Origin of the sequence: Gordonia sp. ABSL11-1 (genome assembly GCF_030315685.1) — a bacterium.
Classification (GTDB): domain Bacteria; phylum Actinomycetota; class Actinomycetes; order Mycobacteriales; family Mycobacteriaceae; genus Gordonia.
This window is the reverse complement of sequence record NZ_JASXSI010000013.1, coordinates 117157-133059: the sequence shown is the minus strand read 5'-3', so window position 1 is coordinate 133059 and position 15903 is coordinate 117157. Positions and strand designations below refer to the sequence as shown.

General features: G+C 68.0%; 16 protein-coding genes and 1 pseudogene. 8 read left to right on the top strand and 9 right to left on the bottom strand.

Annotation, left to right across the window (positions count from 1 at the left end):
* The first annotated feature begins 25 nt into the window (after positions 1-25).
* On the top strand, positions 26-598 hold the full coding sequence (locus QSJ19_RS15775; protein WP_286321744.1) for a TetR/AcrR family transcriptional regulator: 573 nt from the start codon (positions 26-28) through the stop codon (positions 596-598).
* Positions 599-624: 26 nt separating this feature from the next.
* On the opposite strand, the gene QSJ19_RS15770 is transcribed toward QSJ19_RS15775, so the two are convergent.
* Entirely contained in the window at positions 625-1512 is an 888-nt protein-coding gene (locus QSJ19_RS15770) for a LysR family transcriptional regulator (RefSeq protein WP_286321742.1), read from the bottom strand.
* Positions 1513-1611: 99 nt separating this feature from the next.
* Here QSJ19_RS15770 and QSJ19_RS15765 point away from each other — a divergent pair, with 99 nt between their 5' ends.
* Positions 1612-2631, top strand: a complete 1020-nt coding sequence (locus QSJ19_RS15765; RefSeq protein ID WP_286321740.1) for an LLM class flavin-dependent oxidoreductase — start codon at positions 1612-1614, stop codon at positions 2629-2631.
* Positions 2632-2763: 132 nt separating this feature from the next.
* Positions 2764-3693: pseudogene (locus QSJ19_RS15760) on the top strand (EamA family transporter); the annotation flags it as partial.
* Between the two features lie 33 nt (positions 3694-3726).
* On the opposite strand, the gene QSJ19_RS15755 reads toward QSJ19_RS15760, so the two are convergent.
* Entirely contained in the window at positions 3727-4785 is a 1059-nt protein-coding gene (locus QSJ19_RS15755) for an alpha/beta hydrolase (RefSeq protein ID WP_286321739.1), read from the bottom strand.
* Positions 4786-4850: 65 nt separating this feature from the next.
* On the opposite strand from QSJ19_RS15755, the gene QSJ19_RS15750 reads away from it, so the two are divergent.
* The 3 genes from QSJ19_RS15750 (at position 4851) to QSJ19_RS15740 (ending at position 7715) form a co-directional block, all read left to right on the top strand.
* Positions 4851-6134 carry a MurT ligase domain-containing protein gene (locus QSJ19_RS15750; protein ID WP_286321738.1) on the top strand — a complete coding sequence of 428 codons (1284 nt, stop codon included), beginning with the start codon at positions 4851-4853 and terminating at the stop codon, positions 6132-6134.
* A complete protein-coding gene (locus QSJ19_RS15745) occupies positions 6131-6853 on the top strand; it encodes a type 1 glutamine amidotransferase (RefSeq protein WP_286321737.1) in 723 nt (240 codons plus the stop codon). The genes QSJ19_RS15750 and QSJ19_RS15745 overlap by 4 nt, the downstream gene beginning before the upstream one ends.
* Positions 6854-6989: 136 nt before the next feature.
* Complete coding sequence (locus QSJ19_RS15740) at positions 6990-7715, top strand: uracil-DNA glycosylase (protein ID WP_286321736.1); 726 nt, start codon at positions 6990-6992, stop codon at positions 7713-7715.
* 357 nt (positions 7716-8072) lie between these two features.
* On the opposite strand, the gene QSJ19_RS15735 is transcribed toward QSJ19_RS15740, so the two are convergent.
* The 7 genes from QSJ19_RS15735 to QSJ19_RS15705 all read right to left on the bottom strand — a co-directional run bounded on the left by QSJ19_RS15735 (position 8073) and on the right by QSJ19_RS15705 (position 13069).
* Positions 8073-8618, bottom strand: coding sequence for a uridine kinase family protein (locus QSJ19_RS15735; protein WP_286321735.1), 546 nt, complete (start codon positions 8616-8618; stop codon positions 8073-8075).
* Positions 8615-10156: an alpha/beta fold hydrolase gene (locus QSJ19_RS15730; RefSeq protein ID WP_286321806.1), complete on the bottom strand. Its 1542-nt coding sequence runs from the start codon at positions 10154-10156 to the stop codon at positions 8615-8617. Before QSJ19_RS15730 ends, QSJ19_RS15735 begins: the two co-directional genes overlap by 4 nt.
* A 153-nt stretch (positions 10157-10309) precedes the next feature.
* The gene (recR, locus tag QSJ19_RS15725; RefSeq protein WP_187588163.1) at positions 10310-10924 is read right to left on the bottom strand and encodes a recombination mediator RecR; all 615 of its coding nucleotides are present in this window, start codon (positions 10922-10924) and stop codon (positions 10310-10312) included.
* Positions 10925-10933: 9 nt separating this feature from the next.
* Entirely contained in the window at positions 10934-11302 is a 369-nt protein-coding gene (locus QSJ19_RS15720; protein ID WP_286321734.1) for a YbaB/EbfC family nucleoid-associated protein, read from the bottom strand.
* 21 nt (positions 11303-11323) lie between these two features.
* Complete coding sequence (locus tag QSJ19_RS15715) at positions 11324-11653, bottom strand: hypothetical protein (protein ID WP_286321733.1); 330 nt, start codon at positions 11651-11653, stop codon at positions 11324-11326.
* A gap of 4 nt (positions 11654-11657) precedes the next feature.
* Positions 11658-12599: a pseudouridine synthase gene (locus QSJ19_RS15710; protein ID WP_286321805.1), complete on the bottom strand. Its 942-nt coding sequence runs from the start codon at positions 12597-12599 to the stop codon at positions 11658-11660.
* Positions 12600-12631: 32 nt separating this feature from the next.
* Positions 12632-13069 (bottom strand): SRPBCC family protein, encoded by a 438-nt coding sequence (locus QSJ19_RS15705; protein ID WP_286321732.1) that lies wholly within the window; start codon positions 13067-13069, stop codon positions 12632-12634.
* A 79-nt stretch (positions 13070-13148) separates the two neighbouring features.
* Here QSJ19_RS15705 and QSJ19_RS15700 point away from each other — a divergent pair, with 79 nt between their 5' ends.
* A complete protein-coding gene (locus QSJ19_RS15700) occupies positions 13149-14567 on the top strand; it encodes an FAD-binding oxidoreductase (protein WP_286321803.1) in 1419 nt (472 codons plus the stop codon).
* Positions 14564-15892, top strand: a complete 1329-nt coding sequence (locus QSJ19_RS15695) for a class I SAM-dependent methyltransferase (protein ID WP_286321730.1) — start codon at positions 14564-14566, stop codon at positions 15890-15892. The genes QSJ19_RS15700 and QSJ19_RS15695 overlap by 4 nt, the downstream gene beginning before the upstream one ends.
* The last annotated feature ends 11 nt before the right edge of the window (positions 15893-15903 follow it).

The window sequence follows — 15903 nt, the reverse complement described above, 5'->3', positions numbered from 1 at the left end:
AAGAGGTCACACCTAAACTGGAAGGGTGACTTCTACGGAGAAGCGACGGTCGGGCGCCTCGCACACGGCGAAGGTGCGCTATCTGGACGCCGGCCTCCAGGTCCTCGCCGACCAAGGCCATGCCGGCCTCAAACTCGCGGCCGTGTGTGAGGCCGTCGGTGCGACGACAGGCTCGTTCTATCACGCGTTTCCCAGCTGGGGCGACTACACGTCCGCCCTCATCCGATACTGGCGCACCGAGCAGAGCGACCGGCCGATCGCGCAGGCGGGCAACGTGACCGATCCGGTGGCGCGGCTCGACGTCCTGACCGATATCGCGCTCGCCCTCCCGCACGACTCCGAGGCCGCCATCCGCGTGTGGGCCGGGCACGATCCGGACGTGCGGGCCGTGCAGATCGAGGCCGACGAGGAGCGTCGGCAGTTCATCGCGGACACCTACCTCGAGGTCCTGGGCGACCGCGCCCTCGCCGAGCGCTATGCGACGGCGGCGATGTACCTGCTCGTCGGCTACGAGAACGGCACCCACCGGTCGCGTGACACGCTGGAGTGGGCGTTCCGGGTCTTCATCGCCCAGACCCTCCGCGACTCCGAGGACTGAGCCACCGCCACGACTCGCGACCGGCGTCATCGGCCGAGCGCGCGTTCCGCCGACACCATCAGATCTCCGACGACCGCGGCCACCGCCTTGCGCGGGGCCGGCCGATTCAGCGCCTCGTAGACGCGGGCCGCGCGAACTCCCTTGAGGGTCAACGGCTTCACTCCCGGGTGTCGGACCGCGAACCGCGGGATGAGTGCGATGCCATGGTCGGCGGCGACGATCGACTCGATCGTCGCGAAGTCCAGCATGCGCTGCGTGACGCGGGGCGCGACCCCGGTCACCGCCGAGATCGACAGAAGCACGTCGTCGACCGGGAAGCCGCCCTCGACGCTGATCCAGTCGCAGTCGGCGAGCTCGCCGACCTCTACCTCGTCCCGCGCCGCGAAGGCGGAATCGACCGCGACGACGACGTCGACGGGCTCCCGCATCAGCTCCGTGACCTCCACGCGGGGTAGCCGCACCGGCGCGGTCCGCTCGTCCCGGTGGGTGACGACGATGTCGTGGTCGGCCAGCGCCGGAGCCGCGTCCGGGTAGCCGACGTCGAGTTCGGACGCGTGAACATCGATCCCGGACCCGTCGGTCCGGTCGAGCACGCCCGGGAGCAGCAGGGCGGCACCTGACGGGAACATGGCCAGCCGTACGGTCGTCCGGCCGGACCGGTAGCCCTCCATCTCCTCCTGCGCACGTTCGACGGCCGCGATCACGTCGTCGGCGCGCAGGACCAGCGCACGGCCGGCATCGGTGAGGCGTATCCGCCGCCCGTCCTGCTCCAGCAGCTCCACGCCCGCCTCCTTTGCGAGCACCTTGAGCTGCTGAGAGACCGCCGACGGCGTCATGTGCATGGCGTCGGCGACCGTCCCGACCGAGCCCCGGTCGGCGAACTCCCGCAACAGGCGGAGGCGCTTCACATCCATGAAGCAGAATCGTAGACGCCGAGCGCTACCGTTCAGCCCTGCTTCACCATCCACACAGACAGTGGGAATTAAACGGACCGCAGTATCATTTACCAGATCATGAAGAAGATCGGCTTTCTCTCATTCGGCCATTGGTCCGATGCGCATGGCTCGCAAGTCCGCTCCGGCGCCGACGCACTGCTGCAGTCCATCGACCTCTCCGTCGCCGCGGAGGAGCTCGGTGCCGACGGCGCCTACTTCCGCATCCACCATTTCGCCCGGCAACTCGCCTCACCGTTCCCGCTGTTGTCCGCCGTCGGCGCGAAGACCGATCGCATCGAGATCGGCACCGGCGTCATCGACATGCGTTACGAGAACCCGCTGTACATGGCGGAGGACGCCGGCGCCGCCGACCTCATCTCGGGCGGCCGTCTGCAGCTCGGGATCAGCCGGGGATCGCCCGAACAGGTCATCGAGGGCTACAAGTACTTCGGCTATGTGCCGCCGGAGGATTCGAGCGACGCCGAGATGGCGCGGCAGCACGCCGACGTGTTCCTTCGCGTCATCGAGGGAGGCGGTTTCGCCCAACCGAATCCGCGGCCGATGTTCCCGAATCCACCCGGCCTCTTGCCGATCGAGCCCCAGTCCCCCGGACTCCGCGATCGCATCTGGTGGGGTGCCGGTTCCCGCGCAACCGCGGAATGGACTGCGCAGCAAGGGATGAACTTGATGAGTTCGACCCTGCTCACCGAAGACACCGGGATACCGTTCCACAAGTTGCAAGCGGAGCAGATCCAGCGGTTCCGCGACGCCTGGGACGAGTCCGGCCACACGCGCGAACCTCGGGTCTCGGTGAGCCGCAGCATCTTCGCCATCGTCGACGACCTCGATCGGGCCTACTTCGGGCGCGGCGGCGACGAACAGGATCAGGTCGGCGTCATCGACAACACGGTCGCACGCTTCGGACGCAGCTATGCCGACGAACCGGACAAGCTCATCGACGCACTCCGCGAGGACGAGGCGATCGAGGCCGCCGACACCCTGTTGCTGACGGTCCCGAACCAGCTGGGCGTCGACTACAACGCCCACGTCATCGAATCGATCCTCACTCACGTGGCCCCGGCCCTCGGCTGGCGCTGACGATGGGTGGCCGCGGGCGGCGGCAGCGTTCCCGCCGCGGGCGGCGGTGGCGGAGTTTGTGAAGCATTGCTTCCTTGTCGATGCAATTTATTTCGATTGTGCTGCATCGATCCGGCACCGACGATGATGCTCATGAGCAATCGCGATCGACTCCTCGGGATCGGCGTGGTCGTGCTGTGGGGACTGAACTTCATCGCCATCCGCCTCAGCCTCGACCACTTCCCGCCGTTCTTCTGCGCCGCGCTCCGTTTCACCGTGATGGCGATCCCGGTGATCCTCCTCGTGCGCTTCCCGAAGGTCCGCATCCGGTGGTTCCTGCTCTACGCGGTCGGGTTCGGCGTCATCCAGTTCTCGTTCCTGTTCCTCGCAATGGACCTGGGCATGCCGACCGGCCTGGCCTCGCTGGTTCTGCAGACCTCTGCGCCGTTCACGGTGCTGCTCGGCGTCCTGTTCCTGCGGGAACGGATGAGCATGCTGCAGGTCATCGGGATCGCGGTCGCCGTCGCCGGGATGGTCGTCATCGGCGTCGACCGCGCCACCCACAATGCGCTCGGGGTGGCCGCGATCGTGCCGATGATCCTGACGGTTCTCGGTGGACTGGGCTGGGCGTTCGGCAACATCGGTTCGCGTCTGGCCGTGAAGGGCGTGCCCGCGGGTCCCGCCGACGACGGGCGACTGTCGGACCCGCTGCGCATGACCCTGTGGATGTCGGTGGTGCCGCCGATCCCGTTCTTCCTGATGAGCCTCGTGTTCGACGGTCCGACAACGGGTTTCGACTCGCTGACCACCCTCGACTCACGCAGCGGACTAGTGGCGCTCGCTGGGCTGGCGTACACCGTGGTCCTCGGGACCGTCGTCGGCTCCGGCCTGTGGATCATGCTGATGTCGCGCTACGAGGCGAGTCGGGTCGCACCGCTGTCGCTGTTGGTCCCCGTCGTCGGGATCACCGCGGCCTGGCTCCTGCTCGGCGAGGCCCCGAGCACGCTCGAGACCCTGGGCGCCGCGACGGTGATCGCAGGATGCGCCGCCGGAGTGCTGGCCGCGCCACGATCGCGGCCTCGGCGCTCGCCCGTCGACGCAGATCTCGCGGACGTCTCAGCGCATCGCGAACGCGAGAGCGGCGCCGATGCGGTCGACGGCCGCTCGAGCGTCAGGGCTGATCAGTGTCGTGTTGGCGAAGGCATGGATGAGGCTGCCCGCCCGGTCGAGCGTCACCGGGACTCCCGCCTGCTTCAGCCGGTCGGCGTAGGCGATCCCCTCGTCGCGGAGCGGATCGAATCCAGCCACGATCACGTAGGCGGGCGCGAGGCCGGACAGGTCGTCGGCCAGCAGCGGTGACACCCAGGGATCCGCACGCTGTTCGACGTCGGGGACGTAGTGATCGATGAACCAGTCCATGTGCGCGTCGGTCAGATACAACCCGTCGGCGAACTCGCGACGGGAGTCGCGCTTGCCCGTCACATCGGTGACGGGATAGATCAGCATCTGCAAGCAGGGCGCGACCTCGTCGTCGCGCACCTGCTGCGCGACGACCGCACTCAGGTTTCCGCCCGCGCTGTCGCCGGCCACCGCGATGCGGTCGGTGCGCACGCCCCAGCCCGGCGCCGTGGCGACGGCGAACCGCCACGCGGCGAGTGCGTCGTCGACCGCGGCGGGGAAGGGATGCTCGGGCGCGAGCCGGTAGTCGACCGAGAGGATGTCGGCCCCGGTGGACAGCGCCAGCCTGCGGACGAGGTTGTCGTGGCTGACCCGATCCCCCTGGACGAAGCCGCCGCCGTGGAAGAAGACGACGAGCCCGACCGAATCGACCTGGGCGCGGTAACGGGTAGCCGGGATCGACCCGCCCGGCCCGTCGATCTCGAGATCCTCCTCGACAGCCATCGGCGGCAGCTTCTCGGTCAGGGTGGCGGCGTTCTCGGTGAGATCAGCACGGGCGCGATCGACCGGCTTACCGGCGAGCTCGAAGGCGCGAAGGTGCGCGGCGATCCACCCGGTCAGCGCCATCTCCGGCGACAGCCGCTCCCCGTCGGCGTTGACGCGACCGAACTGTGCGCCGAGGCGCAGCAGGGCGGGCGGGAGGTGTCCGGCACCGCGCATGAGGACGCGCCGGACACGGGCAGGGATCGACGGCGACGTCGCTGTGGCCTGACTCACGCCCGCGAGCGTACCCGCGGCGCACGGTCGCGCCACCCCCGACCGCCTGTGTCAGACTCGTTGCCATGCCCGACCGCGTGAGAACTCCGATGCGCACCACCGTCGCACTGGCGGCCGCATCCGCGGCCCGGTGGGCGTCGCGGACCGCAGGTCGCGGCAAGGGTTCGATGATCGGTGGGCTCGTCGCGGCGAAGATCGATCCGAACATCATGGGACGACTCGCCGCCGGCAAACGCAGCGCACTCGTGACCGGCACCAACGGGAAGTCGACGACGACCCGGATGACCGCCGCGGCGCTGTCCGAACTGGGCGAGGTGGCCACGCAGGCCGACGGCGCGAACATGGACGCGGGCATCATCGCGACGCTCACCCTGCATCGTCCCGCGCCCATCTGTGCACTCGAGGTCGATGAGCTCCACGTGCCACATGTCAGCGACGCCGTCGACCCCGAAGTCCTTGTGATGCTGAATCTCTCACGCGACCAGCTCGACCGCGTCGGCGAGATCAACATGATCGAACGGCGCCTCCGCGAGGGCATCGGACGGCATCCGTCGATGACGGTCGTCGCGAACTGCGACGACGTGCTGGTCACCTCGGCCGCCTTCGACGCGCCGCAGGTGATCTGGGTGGCCGCCGGCGCGGGATGGGTCGGCGACTCGGTGAGCTGCCCCCGCACCGGCGAACCGATCGTGCGCTCCGGAACCGACTGGCAGTCGAGCGGCGACGAGAACTTCCGCCGTCCGACCCCGGCGTGGTGGTTCGACGACGAGAACATCTACGGCCCAGATGATTTCGTCGCGCCGATGACGCTGTCGGTGCCGGGACGCGCGAATCGCGGCAACGCGACCCAGGCAGTCGCGGCGGCCGTCGCGATGGGCGCCGACCCGGCGAAGGCCGTCGCCGCCGTCGGCACCGTCGGCGAGGTCGCGGGGCGGTACGGCATCCATCAGGTCGGCAACCATTCCGTCCGCACACTGCTCGCCAAGAATCCCGCCGGCTGGCAGGAGGCCCTGTCGATGATCGATCAGGACGCCGACGGACTCGTCATCGCCGTCAACGGTCAGGTCCCCGACGGTGAGGACCTCTCCTGGTTGTGGGACGTGCGATTCGAGGCCTTCGAGACGATGCAGGTGGTGGCCGCAGGCGAACGCGCGGCCGACCTCTCGGTGCGTCTGCTCTACGCGGGAGCAGAGCACACGACCATCCCCGACCCGATGAAGGCGATCGCCTCGTGTCCGCCCGGCCGGGTCGAGGTGCTGGCCAACTACACCGCGTTCCGCGATCTCGGCACCGCGCTGGAGCGTGCCGAACGCGCCCGCGGATCCGATCTACGGGGTGCAGGGAAGTGAGCGAATCGACCCTGCGGATCGGACTGGTCCTGCCCGACGTCATGGGCACCTACGGCGACGGCGGCAACGCGCTCGTCCTCCGTCAGCGTGCATTGATGCGCGGCATCGACGCCGAGATCGTGCAGATCACCCTCGACGACGAGGTGCCCGACTCGCTCGACGTATACACCCTCGGCGGTGCCGAGGACTACGCCCAGCGACTGGCGACCCGGCATCTCACGCGCTACCCGGGTCTGCAGCGTGCAGCGGCATCCGGGCGCCCGGTGCTCGCCATCTGCGCCGCCATCCAAGTGCTCGGCCACTGGTACGAGACGTCGGCGGGTGAACGCGTGGACGGGATCTCGCTCTTCGATCTGACGACCGCACCGCAAACCGACCGCAGCATCGGCGAACTCGTCACCGAGCCCGCGCTCGACGCCCTGACCGCACCGCTCAGCGGATTCGAGAACCACCGCGGTGGAACAACTCTCGGCTCGGACGCGCGTCCGCTGGCACACGTGAGGCACGGCGTCGGCAACGGGGTGGGCGACGGCACCGAGGGTGTCGTCCAGGGATCTGTTCTCGGCACCTACATGCACGGCCCGGCTCTGGCACGCAATCCCGAGCTCGCCGACCATCTCCTCGCCCGCGCCGTCGGCACCGATTCGTTGGCGCCCCTCGACCTCCCCGAGGTCGACCGACTCCGCACCGAGCGCCTGGCCGCCGGCCGCCGCGGCTGACCCACTCTCGCCTCCACCCAGCCGACCGGGCCCGACTTCTCGCCGATCGTGTCCACAATCCCGCCGATCGTGCCCTGTTCTTCGCCGATCGTGTCCAGAATCTCGCCGATCGTGCCCGCCGTCGTATCGTCGACGTATGGCGTACCGCAGCATTGCCGCGCTCGACGCCGACCTCATCGACTGTCGGGCATGCCCGCGTCTCGTCCGATGGCGCGAGCAGGTCGCCCGCGAGAAGCGGGCCGCGTTCACGGATCAGACCTACTGGGGCCGTCCGGTTCCGGGGTTCGGGCCCACCGACGCGCGGGTGCTGATCCTCGGACTCGCGCCCGCCGCCCACGGCGGTAACCGCACCGGCCGGATGTTCACCGGCGACCAGAGCGGCGACGTCCTGTTCCGCGCACTCTACGACGTCGGCTTGGCCAACCAACCGCGCGCGACATCGCTCGACGACGGCATGGAACTCCTCGGCATCCGGATGACGGCACCCGTGCACTGCGCGCCTCCACAGAACAAGCCCACCGTCGAGGAACGGGACCGGTGCACCCACTGGCTCGACGCCGAACTCGAACTGCTGCTGCCGACCGTGCGATCAGTGGTCGTCCTGGGAGCCTTCGGCTGGCAGGCCGGACTCCGGGCATTCGCCGACCTCGGGTGGACGGTGGACCGGCCACGTCCACGCTTCGGCCACGGGGCGCACACCGTGATCCGACGCGACGACCAGGACCTGTCGATCTTCGGGAGTTATCACGTGAGCCAACACAATACGTTCACCGGACGACTCACTCCGACCATGCTCGAGGACGTGCTGATCGCGGCCGCAACGCACGCGGGCCTGAGTTGCCGAACGCCACCGCGACCGTGAACGATGACGGGTAGGCTGCGGTGGGTCACGCAGGTGTGGCCGATCGGAGAGGAGCGGGCCGGCTGATGACGACTGTGTTCGCACGATGGCTCGGCCGCACACCGGACTCGCGGTGCCGATGCGGACATCCCCGCGACGCCCACCTCCACTACCGGTCCGGCTCCGACTGTGCAGTCTGCGGACCCGCAGAGTGCCCGCGGTTCCGGTTCGACCGTTCGCGAAGGGATTGACGCCCCACCCGGACACGATCGCCGGAATCCAGGGCACAGTCGGCGGAAAATTCTGTACACGGCCGGTGGGCGTAGCGCACCGGAGACACCCACCGAGAACGGCTGAGCAGCAACCTCGGTGCGTCTGTCAGTCCAACACCCGGCACCGTTCCCGGGTGCGGTCGACGGCGAACCAGCCGCGCTCGAACTGCTGCCACCGCTGGAGCATCGGCCGTGACTCCTCGCCGTCGCGGGCGACGGTGCGTGCCAGGCGCTCGGGTGCCGGCCCGCCGTCGAGCCACAGCGACCAGGTGAGCCGTTGCGCGATGCGCCGTCGCGCCGACGACACGCCCTCGATGATCAGCAGCGGTTCCCACCGGAGCCAGACGAGCGGACCCGTGGTCGGCACACCGTCGTGCCACACCCGGGGCCGGTAGCGGTAGTCGTGCCGTCGGATGAAGGCCTGCAGCACATCGGTTTCCAGCTCCGGCCACCACGCGACCGGGTTGTCCCAGGTGGCGAAGTCATCGGTTCGGATCAGCTGCACACCGACGCCGCGTCGTCGTAGGCGCTCCACGAGGGCGTCCGCGACGGTCGACTTGCCCGCACCCGACGGCCCGTCGATCGCCACGATGCCCGAATCCATCTCGGCGGCAAGGTCGTCGAGATGACGGTCGAGCGCCGCTTCGATCATCCCGACGCGCCGATCCCGGTGTGCGGCGCCTTGGTCAGGGACGCGGAGATCGCCGGCTCCGGAACCGATCGGATCGAGGTCCGTCCGGTCCGGAGGTAGCCCGTGATCGCCCGATCCAGCGCCGGATTGCGACGCCCGAGTTGCGCGTGATCACCACCGCCGACGGTGATGAGATGGCTGCGCATCAGACGCTGCATCGCGAACGATCCCCGGTACGGCGTCTGCGGATCACCGAGACTCTGGATCTGCAAAGGGGGCGCGGCGAGTCCGCGATTGGCGAGCGCGACGGGCCGGGTGATCGCCGGCGCACCCGCACATGCCATCCCGGACTGATAGATCAGCCCGGGAGCGTCGTACACATCGCCGACGACGTAGTTCGCGAAGAAGGCTGCCGGAATCGTCGCAGGCTGCGCGGGCACCTGATTCTCGTTGCACATGATCAGGTTCTGCATCTCCTGCATGGTCGTCAGGAGCTTGATGACCTGCGGGTTGGGCGTCGACGGCGCCGTCGCACGGCCGGCAGTGCGCAGCGCGACCAATGGCCACAGATTGCGGTCGGGAGCGGCGAGCCGGGTGACCCCGAGCAACGACGACTTCGCCTGCAGTCCACCGGGCACGAGCATCGTCGCGATGACGTTCTCGAACTTGGCCCGGGCGTCCGCGGTGAGATCGACCCCGGCGATGTACTGCGCGGCAACAGCTCGCAGGCCGGGCGGGACGTCGCCGACGCGCGCGGGTGGCGCAGCCAGCGACGGGGGCACACCCGACTCCCTCTCGACCTTCGAGCTCCAGGCACGATAGACGGCAAGCGGCGTGCGACCGAGATGATAGATGTTGTCGCGCTGAGCGATCCACGCCATCATTTCGTGGGTCCGGCGTTTGTACGACGACGTCTGCGCAGCCAGCACCGTGTTCCACACCCAGGACGGGTCGACACCCGAATCGAGGACGAGTCGATCGGTGTGTCCCGGATACAACGTCGCGTACGTCGACATCAGCAACGTGCCGTAGGAGATGCCGTACAGACTGACCTTCTCCTCACCGAGCGCCCGCCGCACGACGTCGATGTCGCGGGCTGTGTTCTCGGTCGTGATCGTCCGCACATATCCGGGATCAGCACTGTCACAGCGTTGACGATTCAGTCCACCGAACGACACGATCGCGCTGATGGCGTCGGCGTCGTCGGCGGGCGTGCACCGCGCCGGAGTGGACGAGAGCAGGCCACGCGGCTGAACGGCGATCAGATCCCATTCGTCGCGGACCTCGCGCGGGACCTTCAGCGCCGAGAACATGCTAATCGCGTCGCCGCCGGGACCACCCGGGTTGCCGATGAGCACCCCGCGCCGACGGCCCGGGTCGCGGGCGGGAATCCGGCTGATCATGATCTGGATCGTCGGGCCGGACGGCCTCGCATGGTCCCGGGGAACCCGCACGGTGGCGCAGCGGACCTCTGGCCCGGCGCCATGGATCTTCGGGCACGGACCCCATGACAGCGTCTGTGCCGGCGCGGGTGCCGCGGAGGCCGGGATCACCGACATCAGGCCGACTGCGGCGGTGAGGACCGTCGTCAGCACGGCGAGCCGACCGAGCAGGGTGGTGTCCCGACTGTTCACGCGTCTATCTGTAGCAGGGGTCGTGCCGATCCGGCGCGTCAGGGCGGTCGGGCTGGGGAGCAACCCGGTGTCCCGTGCCTAGCCGGCGAGCACGCGCCTGCCCGACAGCGCCCGCCCGAGTGTCAGTTCGTCGGCGAACTCGAGATCGCCACCCATCGGCAGCCCGGATGCGAGTCGGGTGACCGACAGCCCTGGGAAGTCCTTGAGCATGCGCAGCAGATAGGTCGCCGTCGCCTCGCCCTCGGTGTTGGGATCGGTCGCGACGATCACCTCGGTCACGTCGACGCCGTCCTCCTGATTGGCCAGCCGACGCAGGAGCTCGCGGATGCGCAGTTGGTCCGGCCCGATCCCGGACAGCGGGTCGAGGGCCCCGCCGAGGACGTGGTAGCGGCCGTCGAACTCCTTGGTCCGTTCGATGGCGTGGACGTCCTTGGGTTCCTCGACGACGCAGATCTTCGTGGCGTCGCGTCGCGCATCCGAACAGATCCGGCACAGCCGGTTCGCCGAGACATTGCCGCATTCTGCGCAGAATGTGACGTCGTCGCGCACACGACCGAGGGCCGCGATCAGCCGGTCGATCTCGCTGTTCTCGACGCCGAGCAGGTGAAAGGCGATCCGCTGGGCACCCTTCGGGCCGAGTCCCGGCTGCTTGGCGAGCTCGTCGATCAGATCCTGGATGGGCCCCTCGTACATGTCGGCCGGCTAACCGAGACCGGGCAGGCCGCCGCCGAGACCACCGGCGAGCGGGCCCATTTTCTCCTGTGCCAGCGCCTCACGCTTCGTGGACAGGTCGGCGAGCGCGCCGAGGACGAGGTCCTGCAAAGTCTCCACGTAGTCGGCGTCGACGACCTTGGGGTCGATGGTGACCGCGGTGACCTCGCCGGTGCCGTTGCCGGTCACCGTCACCAGGCCGTTGCCCGCGGAGCCCGTCACCTCCGCCTCGGCGATCTCGTTCTGCGCGGCGAGCAGTTGCTCCTGCATCTGCTGCGCCTGGGCCAGCAGACCCGCCATCGGGTTGTCGCCGCCCTCACCGCCGCCGAACAGTGAGCTGGGATCGAAAGGTTGAGTCACATCGTCAACTGTATAGCCGTCTCAGCGCAGCAACCTGTCGACATGCTCGGCGAGCTCGTCGACGGTGACCCCGTCACCCGGTGTGACGACGAACGAGATCACGTCGTCGCCGAAGAGTCGGCCTGCGCGCCTGGTCAGCGCGAATTCGAACCGATCGTCGATGCGGCGCCACCCGGTGATGGCGCCGTAGATCGGAGCGCTGGCGCCGGTGGTCACGCAGTACTCGTCGGCGCGTGGGCCGCCGACCAGGTCACGTTGGATCTGGAAACATGCCAGTGACTCGTCGTCGATGAACACCACGGCCTCACACCCCAGGTCGAGATGGCGTTCGTAGGTCGTCTGGATGGCCATGGGCTCAGGGTAGACCGGGCGGATTCGGTGGGGTCAGATCGTCGGCGACCGACCGGGTGCTCTCGAAGTGCCGACGTTCCCCGGTCAGCGGGTCGTCGAAGGTCAGCGAGTGCGCGATGAGCCGCAGCGGCTGCGAGAAGTCGCCCTGATCCGGCAGTTCGGCCAAGTCTGGCCGGATGTTCGGGTACAGCGGGTCGCCGACGATGCCGACGCCGAGGTGAGCCATGTGCATGCGCAGCTGATGGGTGCGCCCGGTGAACGGGCGCAGTTCATAGATCCCGAGACCCCCGCCCGGCGCGACGCCGTCGATGAGGGTGATGTCGCTGATCGCGTTCACCTCACCCTCGACGACGCGTGCGCGCAGATCCCCCGCGGTCTTCTCGATCCGATCCGCGACCGTCCGGGTGACCATGAGGTCGTCGCGGACCGGTGCGAGTGCGCGGTACTCCTTGGTCGCACGACGTTCGGCGAAGAGATCCTGATAGCGCGACCGGACCTCGGGACGCAGGGTGAACAGCAGCACGCCGGCGGTCAGCCGGTCGAGACGGTGCGCCGGGGACACGAGGTCGGTGCCGAGTTGGCGGCGCAGTCGGACGAGCGCGGTCTGGGTGACGTGTCGACCGCGCGGCATCGTGGCAAGGAAATGCGGCTTGTCGACGACGACGATGTGATCGTCGAGGTGGAGTATCGGCAGGTCGAAGGGGATTTCGGGTTCGTCGGGGAGATCGCGGTACAGATACACCGAGGTGTTCAGGCGGGCCGGCGCACCCAGTTCGACGGACCGGCCGTCGCCGTCGACGATCTCACCGCGGTCAGCGCGGGTGATCAGGTCCTCCGAGTCGAGACCGGCCAACGAGGGCGTCGCCAGAAGACACTCCCCGACCGTGCGCTCGGGGCCTGACCGCAGGATGACCCGCGTGGCGTCGACCCCGTCCCGCGCGGGCAGTGGCGGGAAGGGTCCGCGACGTCGTCGGCGGCTCAGCTCTCCAGACGCTTCTTGAGATTGCCGAGCAGCTCGGCCTGGATGCGGTTGAGTCCCTTCGGCGCGAAGGTCTTCTCGAAGAACCCGCCGATGCCACCGGCACCGGTCCAGGTGGTCGTGGTGGTGACGCGGCTGCCCGAGCCCGCCTTCGCGACGACATAGCTCGTCACCATCGACGAGTTCTCGTCCTTCTCGGTGACCGTGTCCGGGACAACCGAGACCGTCGCCTTGACGTCGCGCTGACGCTTCTCGGTCGCCTGCAGGATCCAGTGCACGACGGTGCCATCGCCGTTGCCGCCGCTGATCACGGCGTAGTCGCGGTATTGCGACGGCAGGATCGCCGGACGCACCTCGTTGTAGTCGGCCAACGCCGCCACCACGACGTCCGGTGCTGCGGCGATGTCGACGGACTGCGTTGCGGAAACCTGACCCACGGTGGGTACTCCTTTGAACTGATTGGCGGGGGGCAAACTCTCGTCCTAGGCTATCCAAGTGAGCTCGGAGCGGTTGGAGATGGGGGCGCAGGCGTTCGACGAGGGTGTCGCGACGCTCCTTTCCAGCTACCGGGCCATTCCGCCCGGTGCAACGGTGCGTCTGGCGAAGAAGACCTCCAATCTCTTTCGCAAGCGCGCCGACAACCCGCATCCCGGTCTCGACGTGTCAGGCCTCGACCGGGTGATTTCGGTGGACCGGGACGCGAAGACCGCCGATGTCGCCGGGATGTGCACCTACGAGAACCTGGTCGCCGCGACTCTGCCGTACGGCCTCGCGCCGAAGGTCGTGCCGCAGTTGAAGACCATCACGCTCGGTGGCGCGGTGACCGGGCTCGGCATCGAGAGCACGTCGTTCCGCAACGGCCTGCCGCACGAGTCCGTGCTCGAGATCGACATCCTCACCGGCGACGGCGAGATCATCACCGCGACACCGACGAACGAGAACGCCGAGCTGTTCTTCGGTTTCCCCAATTCGTACGGGACCCTCGGCTACTCGGTGCGGCTCACGATCGAACTGGAGTCCGTCGAACCGTATGTTGCCTTGCGCCACGTCCGCTTTGACCGGATTGCCGATCTGCAGGAGACGATGGAGACGATCGTCGCCGACGGCGAGTACGACGGTGAACGCGTCGACTATCTCGACGGCGTGGTGTTCACCGCCGACGAGTCCTATCTGACCCTCGGTCGCCAGACCGACGAGCCCGGCCGGGGCCGCCGGATCGACGGGGGAACCGGCGTCAGCGACTACACGGGGATGGACATCTACTACCGGTCGATCCAGCACGCCTCCGGGATCACCCGCGATCGCATGACGATCCACGACTACCTGTGGCGCTGGGACACCGACTGGTTCTGGTGCTCACGTGCGTTCGGCGCACAGAATCCAGGCATCCGACGTCTCTGGCCGAAGAAGTACCTGCGCAGCAGTTTCTACTGGAAGCTCATCGCGCTCGATCACCGGTACAACATCGGCGACAAACTGAACGCGCGCAAGGGCGAACCTCCGTCCGAGCGCGTCGTGCAGGACATCGAGGTACCCCTCGAGAACACCACGGAGTACGTGCAGTGGTTCCTCGACACCATCCCGATCGAACCGATCTGGTTGTGCCCGTTGCGTCTTCGTGAGCCGGCACTCGACGGTGCCGACGGCGTCCGGCCGTGGCCCCTGTATCCGCTGGAGCCACGGAAGACCTACGTCAACGTCGGCTTCTGGTCCGCGGTCCCCGTCACCCCCGGCGATCCCGGACACACCAACAAGCTGATCGAACGCAAGGTGGCCGCGCTCGACGGTCACAAATCGCTCTATTCGGAATCCTTCTATTCCCCGGACGAGTTCGATGAGCTCTACGGGGGCGAAAGCTATCGACTGCTCAAGAAGCGGTACGACCCGCGGGGCCGTCTGCTGGATCTGTATGCGAAAGCGGTGAAACGACAATGACGACATTCAAGGACAGCCCTCTTCATGCCGGCGGTGAGACCCCACCTGCAGGCAAGATGACCTTGGCTCAGATCTTCGAATCGTTGATGGGCGGCGATCTCACCATTCGGATCACCGCCTACGACGGCAGCTCGGCCGGCCCGGCCGACGCCGAGTTCGGACTCGACCTCAAGACGCCCCGCGGCACCACCTACCTGGTGACCGCCCCCGGCGACCTCGGCCTGGCACGCGCCTACATCGCCAGCGACCTCGAGCTCGTCGGGGCACATCCGGCGGATCCCTATGGCGCGCTGCGCGCCCTGGCCGCCGACCTCAACTTCACCCGGCCATCGACGCTGACGCTGGCCCACATCGCGCGCTCGCTCGGCATCGAGCACTTCAAGCCGATCACCCCGCCCCCGCAGGAGGCTCTGCCCCGCTGGCGACGATTCGCGGAGGGGCTGCGGCACAGCAGGACTCGGGACGCCGAGGTCATCCACTATCACTACGACGTCTCGAACACCTTCTACGAGTGGGTTCTCGGGCCGTCGATGACGTACACGTGTGCGGTCTATCCGGAGCTGGAGGCCTCACTCGAGACCGCCCAGGAGAACAAGTATCGGCTGATCTTCGACAAGCTCCGACTCAAGCCCGGTGACCGGCTCCTCGACATCGGTTGCGGCTGGGGCGGAATGGTCCGCTACGCGGCCCGACGCGGCGTCCATGTCATCGGCGCCACGTTGTCGGCGGAGCAGGCGGAGTGGGCACAGAAGGCCATCGTCGACGAGGGGCTGACGGAGTTCGCGGAGGTCCGCCACAGCGACTACCGCGACGTCACCGAGACCGGTTTCGACGCGGTCTCCTCGATCGGCCTCACCGAGCACATCGGTGTCGCCAACTATCCCGCCTACTTCAAGTTCATCCGTGATCGGTTGCGGGTCGGCGGAATGTTGTTGAACCACTGCATCACCCGGCCCGACAACTCCAGCAAGAGCCGTGCGGGCTCGTTCATCGACCGGTACGTGTTCCCCGACGGCGAGCTCACCGGATCGGGCAAGATCATCTCCAAGCTGCAGGACATCGGCGGCATGGAGGTCGTCCACGAGGAGAATTTCCGCGACCACTACGCGATGACACTGCGGGACTGGAACCGGAACCTGGTGGAGCACTGGGACGAGGCGGTCACCGAGGTCGGTGAGGGCACTGCCCGGCTGTGGGGGCTCTACATGGCCGGCTGCCGCATCGGGTTCGAACGCGATATCATCCAGCTGCACCACGTCCTGGCCACCAAGCTCGACGACAAGGGCGGCAACGACCTCCCGCTGCGCCCGTGGTGGGACGCCTGACTCTCTGACTA

Bases quoted from the DNA above. Each gene is read 5' to 3' on its own strand.
- QSJ19_RS15735 (WP_286321735.1), bottom strand. From the start codon at position 8,618: ATGATCGAAGCGGCGCTCGACCGTCATCTCGACGACCTTGCCGCCGAG.
- QSJ19_RS15750 (WP_286321738.1), top strand. From the start codon at position 4,851: ATGCCCGACCGCGTGAGAACTCCGATGCGCACCACCGTCGCACTGGCG.
- recR (WP_187588163.1), bottom strand. From the start codon at position 10,924: ATGTACGAGGGGCCCATCCAGGATCTGATCGACGAGCTCGCCAAGCAG.
- QSJ19_RS15695 (WP_286321730.1), top strand. From the start codon at position 14,564: ATGACGACATTCAAGGACAGCCCTCTTCATGCCGGCGGTGAGACCCCA.
- QSJ19_RS15730 (WP_286321806.1), bottom strand. From the start codon at position 10,156: ATGTCGGTGATCCCGGCCTCCGCGGCACCCGCGCCGGCACAGACGCTG.
- QSJ19_RS15770 (WP_286321742.1), bottom strand. From the start codon at position 1,512: ATGGATGTGAAGCGCCTCCGCCTGTTGCGGGAGTTCGCCGACCGGGGC.
- QSJ19_RS15765 (WP_286321740.1), top strand. From the start codon at position 1,612: ATGAAGAAGATCGGCTTTCTCTCATTCGGCCATTGGTCCGATGCGCAT.
- QSJ19_RS15700 (WP_286321803.1), top strand. From the start codon at position 13,149: ATGGGGGCGCAGGCGTTCGACGAGGGTGTCGCGACGCTCCTTTCCAGC.
- QSJ19_RS15715 (WP_286321733.1), bottom strand. From the start codon at position 11,653: ATGGCCATCCAGACGACCTACGAACGCCATCTCGACCTGGGGTGTGAG.
- QSJ19_RS15740 (WP_286321736.1), top strand. From the start codon at position 6,990: ATGGCGTACCGCAGCATTGCCGCGCTCGACGCCGACCTCATCGACTGT.